Genomic DNA, 11316 nt, shown 5'->3' with positions numbered 1-11316 from the left:
CGCCCCTTACGTTATCGCGGCCAACATATTAGGTTGAACTCCATATTCGGCAGGGAATGAAAGCAGCGGAAATGGCGTCACTCAAGGGCAAGACCCTCTTCATAACTGGGGCAAGCCGCGGCATCGGGCTGGCAATCGCGAAGCGAGCGGCGAGGGACGGCGCGAACATCGCAATCGCCGCCAAGACGGTCGATCCGAATCCCAAGCTCGAAGGCACGATCCATTCTGCCGCGAAGGAGATCGAGGACGCGGGCGGCGCAGCGCTTGCGCTCGAGTGCGATATTCGCAACGAGGACGAAGTCGAGCGCGCCGTCGCGCAAACAGTCGAACGCTTCGGCGGCATCGACATTTGCGTCAACAATGCGAGCGCACTTTCCCTGACGCCAATCGAGAAAACGGAACTGAAGCGCTTCGATCTGATGTTCGCGGTCAATACGCGCGGCACGTTCCTGACGTCCAAGACGTGCCTGCCGCATTTGAAGCGCGCCGAAAACCCGCACATTCTGACGTTGTCGCCGCCCCTCGACATGCATGCCAAGTGGTTCTCCGGGCACGTTGCCTATTCGATCGCGAAATACGGCATGAGCCTCTGTGTTCTGGGTCTTTCCGACGAGTTGAAGAAGGACGGCATCGCTGTCAACGCGCTCTGGCCGCGGACGACGATTGCGACGGCTGCCGTGCAGAACATTCTCGGCGGCGACAAGCTCATGCGGATGAGCCGCACGCCTGATATCGTCGCCGACGCGGCATATCTCGTCTTCAGTCAACGGGCGAAAACGTTCTCCGGTCATTTCCTGATCGACGATACGTTTCTTTACGAGACCGGGACGGTTCGCGATTTTGAAGCCTATCGCGTCGATAAGTCGATGCCGTTGGCGCCCGACTTCTTTGTCCCGGCGGAAAGCAAGCCGCCTCCAGGCGTTCAGATCGCACGTCTGTCGCAATTGGCGTGAGGCTCAGACCAGAGCAGTGACGGAAGCATATGACGACAGCATTGATCACCCATCACGCTTTCCTCAATCACGATACCGGCAATAGTCATCCCGAGCGACCAGACCGGATGCGGGCCATCGATGAGGCGTTGTCGCACGAGAGCTTCGCACTCCTGGAACGCCGGGAAGCGCCGCTCAGGGAAGATGACAAGACCTACATCGCCATGGCACACGGCGCGCAGCATATCGCTGGCCTCACCGGGGCGATCGAGCACATCGAACAGGGCCATAAATACCTCGACGTCGACACGGTCGCATCGAAGGGCACATGGGAAGCCTCCCGCCGAGCCGTCGGAGCAGGGCTCGACGCCGTCGACATCGTGATGCGAGGCGAGGCCGCGAACGTCTTCTGCCAGGTTCGCCCGCCCGGGCATCACGCCGAGAGCCAACGGGCAATGGGCTTCTGCATCTTCAACAACGTCGCTATCGCTGCACATTACGCGCGGAAAAAATATGGTGCCGAGCGCGTCGCCGTCGTCGATTTCGACGTGCACCACGGCAACGGTACTCAGGAAATTTTCTGGTCCGATAAGGATCTCTTCTACGGATCGACGCATCAGATGCCGCTCTATCCCGGCACAGGTGCGTTGCGGGAAACGGGCGTCGGTAATATATTCAACGCTCCGCTGCGTGCGGGCGACGGACGCGAACAGTTCGAGGAAGCGTTCAGAAGCCGGATCCTGGGGCCGCTGCACGACTTTGCCCCCGACGTGCTATTGATCTCGGCAGGCTTCGACGCCCATCAGCGAGATCCGCTCGCCGGGCTCAATCTTGTCGCACAGGACTTTCATTGGGCGACCGAATCCCTTTCAGAGGTGGCTCGGCGCCATGGCAGCGGGCGAATAGTCTCAATGCTTGAGGGCGGATATGATCTCACGGGGCTTGCCCAATCCGTTGCAGCCCACGTAAAGGCGTTGATTGACGCAGGCCATTGAGCGGCACGCCGATCCCCACGCCCGGAAGCAGGACAATATGAATACGAAAGCACCGGAAAAAAACTTCGCCGACATCAAGGACATGACGTTCGAGCGCGCGCTGAAAGAGCTTGAGGCCATCGTCGGCAAGCTTGAGCGCGGCGATGTCGAGCTCGAGGAAAGCATCACCATTTACGAGCGGGGCGAAGCGCTTCGGGACCATTGCGATCGCCTGTTGAAGGCGGCGGAGGCGAAGGTCGAGAAATTGACGCTTGGAGCCGACGGCACGCCGACGGGCACGACGCCGCTGGATAAGGACGGAAACGCGCCTTTTTGAACCCGGCGGCGCGTAATAGCGCCAGGCTCGGGCGGATGATACGATACGGGTCAACGCCCAGTATTAACTACTCTGCGGCACGCAAGCGCATTATGTCCTCTACGAGCCTCCGCAGTTGGGGTGATCGAAGATAGGCGTTATGAATGCAACCGCGCCTTTGAGGGATCATTGTTTACCGCACGCTTCCACAACGGCATTTGATAGCCGCCGCATCAAGGGTTTACCGTGAGCCAGACACCGCTACTTGATCGAATTCAAACGCCGCACGATCTGCGTCAATTGACGGAAGATCAGCTGCCGCAGCTCGCAGCGGAACTTCGCGACGAGACGATCAGCGCCGTCTCGGAAACCGGCGGCCATTTGGGTGCGGGCCTCGGCGTCATCGAGCTGACGGTCGCGCTGCATTGGGTCTTCAATACGCCGGACGACCGCCTGATCTGGGACGTCGGCCATCAGGCGTACCCGCATAAGATTTTGACGGGGCGCCGCGAGCGTATTCGCACCCTGCGCCAGCCGGGCGGTCTCGCGGGCTTCACGAACCGCGAGGAAAGTCCCTACGACCCGTTCGGCGCGGGACACTCATCGACCTCGATTTCCGCCGCGCTCGGCATGGCTGTCGCGCGCGATCTCAGCAACAAATCGAACAACGTCATCGCCGTCATCGGCGATGGCGCGATGAGCGCGGGCATGGCCTACGAGGCGATGAACAACGCCGGCGCGCGCGATGAGCGGCTGATCGTCGTTCTGAACGACAACGATATGTCGATCGCCCCGCCGACGGGCGCGCTCTCCGCTTACCTCGCGCGCGTCACGTCGAGCGGCACCTACGTGCATCTGCGCGATTATGCGAAACAGCTCGCGAAGCTTCTGCCCAAGGCGTGGGAACGCCGGGCGGCGCGCGTCGAAGAATATACGCGGCACCTTTGGCAAGGCGGTGCTTGGTTCGAGGAGTTGGGCTTCTATTACGTCGGCCCGCTCGACGGCCATGATCTCAATCAGCTTCTTCCCGTCTTGAAAAACGTGCGCGATCTCCAGCAGGGCCCGATCCTGGTGCATGTCGTGACGAAGAAGGGCAAAGGCTACGCCCCGGCGGAAGCCGCTGACGACAAGTATCACGGCGTTAACAAGTTCAACGTCATCACCGGCGCGCAGGTCAAACCGAAGCCCAATGCGCCGAGCTATACGAAGGTGTTCGCCGACGCTCTGATCGCGGAAGCCCGGAAAGACAAACGCGTTGTCGCGATTACGGCTGCGATGCCGTCGGGTACGGGTCTCGACCACTTCGGAAACGAATTCCCCGATCGCACCTTCGATGTCGGCATCGCCGAGCAGCATGCGGTGACGTTCGCCGCTGGTCTCGCGACCGAAGGCTACAAACCTTTCGCGACGATCTACTCGACGTTTCTGCAGCGCGCTTACGACCAGGTCGTTCACGACGTCGCGATTCAGAAGCTGCCGGTGCGCTTTGCGATCGATCGCGCGGGCCTCGTCGGCGCGGATGGCGCTACGCACGCCGGATCGTTCGACGTCGCCTATCTCACCTGCCTGCCGGACTTTGTCGTGATGGCCGCGGCAGACGAGGCCGAGCTCGTCCATATGGTCGCGACGCAAGCGCAAATCGACGATCGGCCAAGCGCGCTCCGCTATCCCCGCGGTGAAGGCGTCGGTGTCGAGTTGCCTGAAGAGGGCATACCGCTGCCGATCGGCAAGGGCCGCATCGTCCGTCAGGGATCGAAGGTCGCTCTTCTTTCGCTCGGGACGAGACTTGCCGAATGCCTGAAGGCCGCCGATCAACTCGCAGCCGCGGGGCTTTCGACGACGGTCGCCGACGCACGCTTCGCGAAGCCGCTCGATTCAGAGATGATCCGCGAATTGGCCACGAACCACGAGGTGCTGGTCACCGTCGAAGAAGGGTCGATTGGGGGCTTCGGCAGTCACGTGCTGCAGTTCTTGTCCGACGAAGGCTTGCTCGATGGCGGCCTCCGGGTGCGCTCAAAAGTGCTGCCGGATGTCTTCATAGATCACGGCAAGCCGGAAGCCATGTATGAAGCCGCTCGCCTCAATGCGTCAGGGATCGTCGAGACGGTTTTCGCGGCGCTCGGCCGTGCTGCGGCCGTCGGAGAACGCGCTTAGAACTAGAAGAGGGCCGCAAAGGCTTAGGGACTCGGAGGGAATGAAATGCATTCGATCGTGAGCCTTGTTGCGCGAATACTTCTCTCGGCAATCTTCGTTACGGCGGGCGTGAACAAGATCTCCGGGTACGCGGGCACTCAAGCCTACATGGAATCGCATGGGCTGCCCGGCAGTCTTCTCCCTCTGGTCATCGCCCTTGAGGTGGTCGGCGGTCTCGCCGTCCTGCTCGGCGTCTTTTCGCGTTGGGCTGGTCTCGCACTGGCGGGGTTCTGCTTGGCCAGCGCGGCGGTCTTTCACTTCGACTTTGCCGATCAAGCCCAGGCGACGAACTTCATGAAGAACGTCTGTATGGCGGGCGGCTTCCTGCTGCTCTTCGCCAACGGCTCCGGCCGTTACGCGCTGAGGCCCGACTGAAAGCCGGGCCCCGCGTTGGTCCTCACTCGACGGTGATGGTCACGACGTCCGATTTCACCGGCGGATCGTGCGGAATGTGGTTCTTGTCGCCGAGCAAGAGCTGCAGCGTATGTTTGCCTGGCTTGAGTTCGACGGACGCTTCCGTCTGACCTTTGCCGTAGTGGACGTGGTGATCGTCTTTGGGGATCGCCTCGCCAACGTTGGGCACGGGCGCGTCGATCAAGAGATGATGATGGCCGCTATTCGGTGTTTCGGAACCGGCGGGAGCAACCTCCATGCCCTCTATGCCGAATTTTATGGTAACCGGGCTCGAAACGGTCGCGCCGTCCTTCGGCTCGATGATAAAGACCTTCGCACCGGCTGGAGACGGTGTGCGGCCGCTGTCCGCTAGGGCCGCCATCGGCAGCGTCAGCGCAACGAGCGCTGCGAAGATTGCAGGTTTCATGTGTGTGCTCTCCATCGTTTCCCGTCGACAGAGATGGGGCCGATGCAGAGCAACGTCAATTAGGTTGGCAAAGGATCATGCGTTTGGATCAGATGCTCGTGACGCGCGGACTGGCGCCATCGCGCGCCCGCGCGCAGGATCTGATCAAGCGCGGCTTCGTGCTCGTTGGCGGCAGCGTTTGCGATAAGCCGGCGCAGGACGTGAAAGATCATCTGACGATCGAGATTTCTTCGGCAGCTCCGGCCTACGTTTCGCGCGGAGCGGAAAAGCTTTTGGCGGCCCTCGATCGCTTCGGCTTCGACCCGTCGAAACGCGCCTGTCTCGATGTTGGAGCCTCGACAGGCGGCTTTACGGAAGCTTTGCTCGAACGGGGTGCTGCTCGCGTTTATGCCGTCGATGTCGGCACGGCGCAGCTTCACGCGCGCGTGCGAGACGACGCCCGCGTGATCTCGCTCGAAAACTTCGACGCGCGCCGCCTGTCGCCCACGGAAGTGCCGGATCCGATCTCGGCGATCACAGTCGATGTCAGTTTTATCTCCGTCACGAAGCTGCTGGCTCCGGCACTACAACTCGCGGCGCCCGGCGCCTGGATGGTCGTCCTGGTGAAGCCGCAATTCGAGGTCGGACGCGACAACGTCGGCAGCGGCGGCATCGTGCGCGATGAGGCGGCGCGTCGGGGCGCAGTTGAGAGCGTTCGCGCGTGGATCGAAAGCCAGCCCGCGTGGACCGTCGTCGGAGAAATGCCGTCGCCCATTCTCGGCGGCTCGGGCAATTCGGAATTTCTACTTGGAGCACTTCGTAATGACTGACGCGCGCGAACTCTTGATCCGCCGTATCGGCGCGCAAGGTGACGGAGTTGCCGACCTCGATGGCGAGCTCGTCTTCGTGCCGTTTACGCTGCCAGGAGAGCGGATCGAAGCGGAAGTCGATGGCGAACGCGCGCGCCTGCTGCGCGTGCTTGAGCCGAGCCCTGAACGCATCGCCCCGGTCTGCAAGCACTTTGGCAAGTGCGGCGGCTGCAGCGTTCAGCATATGGCGTCCGATGCCTACGCCGAATGGAAGCGAAATCTCGTCGTCGATGCGTTTCGCTCGCGCGGCCTTGACCCCGTCGTCGATGATTTGCAAAGAACGGCGGGAAAACGCCGCCGCGCGGTGATGAAGGCGGTACGCACGCCGGCCGGTGTCGCACTCGGCTTCTATGAGGCGTCATCGCACGATCTCGTGGCGATCGAGGAATGCCCCGTTCTCGAGCCGAAGATCGTCGCGGCATTTCCTGCCATCGAGAGCCTGCTTGCGCCGCTCCTCTCAAAGCGCGGGGAAGCGCGCGTCGCGATCACGCTGACGAAATCCGGCCTCGACGTCGAGATCACCGGAACCGAGCGGCAATTGACGCCCGAAGTGAGAAGCGCCCTAGCTTCGAAGGCAAGCGATCTGAAGCTCGCGCGCCTCATCGTCGGAACCGAGCTGGTCGTCGAGACACTTCATCCGTTTTTCACGTTCGGCACCGCGGATGTGATCTTGCCGCCCGGCGTCTTCGTGCAAGCGGTGGAAGAAGCGGAAACGGAGATCGCGCGCCGCGTCGTCGGTGCCGTCGGGAAAGCCAAATCCGTGGCGGACCTTTTCTCCGGCCTCGGCGCATTTACGTTTCCCTTGGCGGCGCGCTCCCGCGTCTCCGCGTTCGACGGCGATAAGGTTGCCATCTCCGCACTCACGTCCGCCGCGAAAAAGGCGTTCGGCTTAAAGCCGATTACGGCAACCGTTCGCGATCTTTTCCGCGAGCCGTTGTCGCCGCTCGAACTCAACGAGCACGACGCCGTCGTATTCGACCCGCCGCGCGCTGGCGCGGAAGCGCAGTCGCAAAGACTGACGAAATCGAAAGTGAAAACCGTCGTCGCGGTGTCCTGCAATCCGGCGACGCTCGCGCGCGATGCGCGCCACCTCGTCGACGGCGGATACAAAATCGAATCCGTCACGCCGATTGATCAGTTTCTCTATTCCGCGCACGTCGAGGTCGTCGCAATTTTCCGCCGCTAGACGTCGCGAAGAATGCGGTCGACGAAAGCCGGGACAATTTCCGTCGCTCGTCCGTAGTGCGCCTCGTCGAAAAGGCTCGCACCCTCGGAAGGTTCGAGATTGAGCTCGACCGTATGCGCCCCATGCGCGCCCGCCTCCGCGACGAAACCGGCCGCCGGATACACGTTTCCGCTCGTGCCGATAGAGACGAACAAATCGGCTTTCGCCAGCAGAGCATTGATCCGCCCCATCTCGTACGGCATCTCGCCGAACCAGACGACGTCCGGCCGCATGCCGCCGGGAAGTCCGCAAAACGGACAAGCCGTGTCGACGCGAAGCTCGTCCCGCCACATCGTGCGATGGGAACAAAACGTACAGAGCGCTTTGAGCAGCTCCCCATGCATATGGATCAGCGACTTCGAACCCGCAGCTTCATGCAGCGCGTCGATATTCTGGGTGACGATCATCACGCTCCCGTGCTCCGCCTCGAGGCGGGCGAGCGCGATGTGCGCGGGGTTCGGTTTGACGTCTCGATGCGCGCGCCGCCGGGCATTATAGAAATCGTGCACGAGGATAGGATTGCGCCGGAAACCTTCCGGCGTCGCGACATCCCGCAAATCATGCTTCGACCAGATGCCGTCGGGATCGCGAAAAGTCGAAAGTCCGCTTTCCGCCGAAAGCCCTGCGCCGGTAAGAACGACGATGTTCCGAAAACGCGCGATTGTGTCGCCTCCGGGCTAAGCGCCGATTTGCCCCCGGTGCCGCAGGAAATGATCGGCAAGCACGATTGCCATCATCGCCTCTCCGACAGGCACGGCGCGGATGCCGACGCACGGGTCGTGGCGGCCTTTGGTGATGATATCTGTCTCGTGTCCCTGCCGGTCGATCGTCCGGCGCGGCGCGAGGATTGACGAGGTGGGCTTCACCGCGAAACGGCAAACGACGGGCTGTCCCGTCGAGATGCCGCCGAGAACGCCGCCCGCATTGTTCGACAGGAAATCCGGAGCGCCATCGTTGCCGATGCGGATTTCATCCGCGTTCTGCTCGCCTGTCAGCTCGGCGGACCCCATGCCCGCGCCGATCTCGACACCTTTGACGGCGTTGATCGACATCATCGCGCTGGCAAGATCCTGGTCGAGCTTGCCGTAAAGCGGCGCGCCCCAACCCGCCGGAACGCCCTCGGCAACAACCTCGATGATCGCGCCGACGGAAGAACCCGACTTGCGGATCTTGTCGAGATAATCCGCCCAATGCCCGGCAGCCGTCGCGTCCGGCGAGAAAAACGGATTGTTGTTGACCTCTTCCCAATTCCAGTTGGCGCGATCGATTTTAATCTGCCCGATTTGAACGAGCGCGCCGCGGATTTTGACGCCGGGAATGATCCGGCGCGCGACGGCACCAGCCGCCACTCGGGACGCCGTCTCACGCGCGGACGAACGTCCGCCGCCGCGATAGTCGCGAATGCCGTACTTTGCGTCGTAGGAGAAGTCGGCATGACCCGGCCGGTACGACTCCTTGATGTCGCCGTAGTCCTTCGAGCGCTGATCGGTATTTTGGATTTCGAGCGCAATCGGCGTGCCGGTTGTCACCTGCTTCCCCGATGCATCCGCGAAAACGCCGGAAAGAATTTTGACGGCGTCGGCCTCCTGGCGCTGCGTCGTGAAGCGCGATTGCCCCGGCTTACGTTTATCGAGGTAGGCCTGGATATCTCCTTCTTCGAGCCCGATGCCGGGCGGACAGCCGTCCACGACCGCACCGATAGCGGGCCCATGGCTTTCGCCCCAGGTCGTCACGCGAAAAAGATGGCCGAAGGTGTTGTGAGACATTGCCTGAATATTCGGAGTGGTGCCCGATGAGCGAATTCGGTGGCTCTGCAACGATTGTTGCCGGGCTGCGTCACCGTTCTTCTTAGGAGCGGTCGCGAGAGGGGGCAAGACCGCATCGCCCGCAAAGCTACGTGACAAGCTCCGGCGACGCAGATTAACTCAGCCACAGTACGCGTTCGCCGGTACGTCCTTCAGCTGATGACGGGACAAGGCGAGACCAACGCATCCGTATTGGATCGACAACTCGGCCGAGCCCGCGTCCGCTGCCCGACCGCAGCTCGCGGCGCATCGAGAGATCGCAGGTGGCGGCAATGCGGATCATCCGTTCTCATCGAACGGCGGTCTCAAGCCACGTCGCGTCGTTTCGCACGAAGTCCGCTACAGGCTCATAAAAGACTATTCTTCCCCGGATTGAGCGTCTGTGGTCGAAAGGTCTTTCATCATGCACTCTTGATTGAGTGCGGAAGAGCCGGAGAGCCGCATCTCCGGCTCTTTTTCGTTCCGCTTCTGCAGGCAATCCGCATCGGCATTATTCCGTCATTCCCGGCGCAGGCCGGGATCCGTCCAAGCCGGAAATTCGTAATGGGCGGATGTCTGGATGCATCCCCGCCTTCGCGGGGATGACGAGGTTTGGAGAGGCTCGCAGCTCATCCAATCCGTCATTTGGGCGAGGCTTGGGATCTAGGCCGAAGCCCTTAGATCCACTGCATCTTGCCGCCGGAAAACTTCAGGATCCTGTCCTGCGGAACTTCGAGAAACGGCACGATGCCTCTCTCGATGCCGAGAAGCGCGCCCCGGGCGACCCGGCTGACGCCGCCGTGGCTGACGGCAACGGTATCGGTCGTGAGGCGAGCCAGCCAATCGGAAACGCGCTGCTCGAGGTCCTGGTAGCTTTCGCCCCCGCGAGGCCGCCAGCCGTAAGGATCGGACATCTTACCGGCGACGCCCTCGGGATCCTTTGCGGGAAGCTCGGCGGCAAGCTCGCCTTCCCAATAGCCGTAGCTGAGTTCGGCGATCTCGGGAGCGATGCGAAAGTCGTCTGGATCAAGCCCGAGCGCCGAGCGCGTCAGCCGCATCGTCTCGACGGCGCGCTGAAGCGGGCTCGATACGAAATCGAAGCCGGCGACCGACGGCAGGAGTTCTTTCAAAACCTCGCCGTGACGGCGCGCCTGCGCCAATCCGGTATCGTTCAACGGGATGTCGCGTTGGCCCTGATAGCGAGATTCCCGATTCCAATCGGTCTCGCCATGACGAATGAAATAGAGCGTGATTCCGGGCTTCAACGAGACAGTGGTTGGCGCCCCGTCGCTCAAGCTTCGTCGCTCTTGACGACGGAGATGTCCGGGGCGTCCTCGTTCTTCATGCCCTGGACGTGATAGCCGCTGTCGACGTGATGGATTTCGCCGGTCACGCCGCGCGACAGATCGGAAACCAAGTAAAGCCCGGCGTTACCGACGTCGTCGATCGTTACGTTGCGCCGAAGCGCCGAATTGTATTCGTTCCACTTCAGGATGTAGCGGAAGTCTGCGATGCCGGCCGCCGCGAGCGTTTTGATGGGGCCCGCCGAGATGGCGTTGACGCGAATGCCCGTACGGCCAAGATCGGCAGCCAGATAACGCACGCTCGCCTCGAGAGCCGCCTTTGCGACGCCCATGACGTTGTAGTGCGGCATCACCTTTTCGGCGCCGTAATAGGTCAGCGTCACGAGCGACCCGCCATTGGGCATCAGCTTTTCGGCGCGCTTGGCAAGCGCGGTGAACGAATAGCAGGAGATCAGCAGGCTCTGTGTGAAGTTCTTTTCCGTGGTGTCGACATAGCGGCCGTCGAGCTCGTTCTTGTCGGAAAAAGCAATGGCGTGAATCAGGAAGTCCAGGCTGCCCCATTCCTTGGCGAGGGTATCGAACACGTTGTCGATAGAAGCGCCATCGGTCACATCGCAGTGGAGAACGGTTTTCGTGCCCAATTCGGCGGCCAGCGGCTCGACGCGCTTCTTGAGAGCATCCCCTTGATACGTCAGGGCAATTTCAGCGCCTTGCGCCGCGCATGCCTTCGCAATGCCCCAGGCGATCGATCGGTTGTTCGCGACCCCCATGATCAAGCCGCGCTTGCCCGCCATCAGCTGGCCTGGGGAAATGGACGTGTTCGGCAGAGGCCCCGCCATGGGCGCTATTTCCTTAATTATTCCAATTTGGGATTGGTGAGTTTGGGCGCATCCTACACAAATGCCCCTCCCGGTCCAGAT

Annotated in this window: 12 protein-coding genes; 7 read left to right on the top strand and 5 right to left on the bottom strand. The window is 61.7% G+C overall.

Translation table 11 applies throughout. The annotated features are described in order from the left end of the window. Nucleotides 1-71: 71 nt before the first annotated feature. The 5 genes from AACL53_RS14205 to AACL53_RS14185 all read left to right on the top strand — a co-directional run bounded on the left by AACL53_RS14205 (nucleotide 72) and on the right by AACL53_RS14185 (nucleotide 4790). Nucleotides 72-953 (top strand): NAD(P)-dependent oxidoreductase, encoded by an 882-nt coding sequence (locus tag AACL53_RS14205; RefSeq protein ID WP_339085180.1) that lies wholly within the window; start codon nucleotides 72-74, stop codon nucleotides 951-953. Between the two features lie 29 nt (nucleotides 954-982). Further along, nucleotides 983-1927 carry a histone deacetylase family protein gene (locus AACL53_RS14200; RefSeq protein ID WP_339085179.1) on the top strand — a complete coding sequence of 315 codons (945 nt, stop codon included), beginning with the start codon at nucleotides 983-985 and terminating at the stop codon, nucleotides 1925-1927. A 37-nt stretch (nucleotides 1928-1964) separates the two neighbouring features. After that, nucleotides 1965-2243, top strand: coding sequence for an exodeoxyribonuclease VII small subunit (locus AACL53_RS14195; RefSeq protein ID WP_339085178.1), 279 nt, complete (start codon nucleotides 1965-1967; stop codon nucleotides 2241-2243). Nucleotides 2244-2468: 225 nt separating this feature from the next. Continuing rightward, entirely contained in the window at nucleotides 2469-4376 is a 1908-nt protein-coding gene (gene dxs / locus AACL53_RS14190; RefSeq protein WP_339085177.1) for a 1-deoxy-D-xylulose-5-phosphate synthase, read from the top strand. 45 nt (nucleotides 4377-4421) lie between these two features. Beyond that, on the top strand, nucleotides 4422-4790 hold the full coding sequence (locus AACL53_RS14185; protein WP_339085176.1) for a DoxX family protein: 369 nt from the start codon (nucleotides 4422-4424) through the stop codon (nucleotides 4788-4790). A gap of 22 nt (nucleotides 4791-4812) precedes the next feature. Here AACL53_RS14185 and AACL53_RS14180 read toward each other — a convergent pair whose 3' ends face one another. After that, nucleotides 4813-5235, bottom strand: a complete 423-nt coding sequence (locus AACL53_RS14180; RefSeq protein ID WP_339085175.1) for a DUF4399 domain-containing protein — start codon at nucleotides 5233-5235, stop codon at nucleotides 4813-4815. A 77-nt stretch (nucleotides 5236-5312) separates the two neighbouring features. On the opposite strand from AACL53_RS14180, the gene AACL53_RS14175 reads away from it, so the two are divergent. Next, nucleotides 5313-6044, top strand: coding sequence for a TlyA family RNA methyltransferase (locus AACL53_RS14175; protein ID WP_339085174.1), 732 nt, complete (start codon nucleotides 5313-5315; stop codon nucleotides 6042-6044). Beyond that, nucleotides 6037-7269, top strand: coding sequence for a class I SAM-dependent RNA methyltransferase (locus tag AACL53_RS14170; protein WP_339085173.1), 1233 nt, complete (start codon nucleotides 6037-6039; stop codon nucleotides 7267-7269). Before AACL53_RS14175 ends, AACL53_RS14170 begins: the two co-directional genes overlap by 8 nt. Here AACL53_RS14170 and AACL53_RS14165 read toward each other — a convergent pair. The 4 genes from AACL53_RS14165 to fabI all read right to left on the bottom strand — a co-directional run bounded on the left by AACL53_RS14165 (nucleotide 7266) and on the right by fabI (nucleotide 11235). Continuing rightward, nucleotides 7266-7970: an NAD-dependent deacylase gene (locus tag AACL53_RS14165; protein ID WP_339086948.1), complete on the bottom strand. Its 705-nt coding sequence runs from the start codon at nucleotides 7968-7970 to the stop codon at nucleotides 7266-7268. The genes AACL53_RS14170 and AACL53_RS14165 overlap by 4 nt on opposite strands. 15 nt (nucleotides 7971-7985) lie before the next feature. After that, nucleotides 7986-9074, bottom strand: a complete 1089-nt coding sequence (aroC, locus tag AACL53_RS14160) for a chorismate synthase (protein WP_339085172.1) — start codon at nucleotides 9072-9074, stop codon at nucleotides 7986-7988. A 695-nt stretch (nucleotides 9075-9769) separates the two neighbouring features. Then, the gene (locus AACL53_RS14155; protein WP_339085171.1) at nucleotides 9770-10387 is read right to left on the bottom strand and encodes a histidine phosphatase family protein; all 618 of its coding nucleotides are present in this window, start codon (nucleotides 10385-10387) and stop codon (nucleotides 9770-9772) included. Beyond that, nucleotides 10384-11235 carry an enoyl-ACP reductase FabI gene (gene fabI, locus AACL53_RS14150; RefSeq protein ID WP_339085170.1) on the bottom strand — a complete coding sequence of 284 codons (852 nt, stop codon included), beginning with the start codon at nucleotides 11233-11235 and terminating at the stop codon, nucleotides 10384-10386. Before fabI ends, AACL53_RS14155 begins: the two co-directional genes overlap by 4 nt. Nucleotides 11236-11316 lie beyond the last annotated feature (81 nt).

Source organism: Hyphomicrobium sp. ghe19, from assembly GCF_902712875.1.
Taxonomy (GTDB): domain Bacteria; phylum Pseudomonadota; class Alphaproteobacteria; order Rhizobiales; family Hyphomicrobiaceae; genus Hyphomicrobium_B.
The sequence above is the reverse complement of the archived record's forward strand: the minus strand, read 5'-3'. Positions and strand labels throughout refer to the sequence as shown.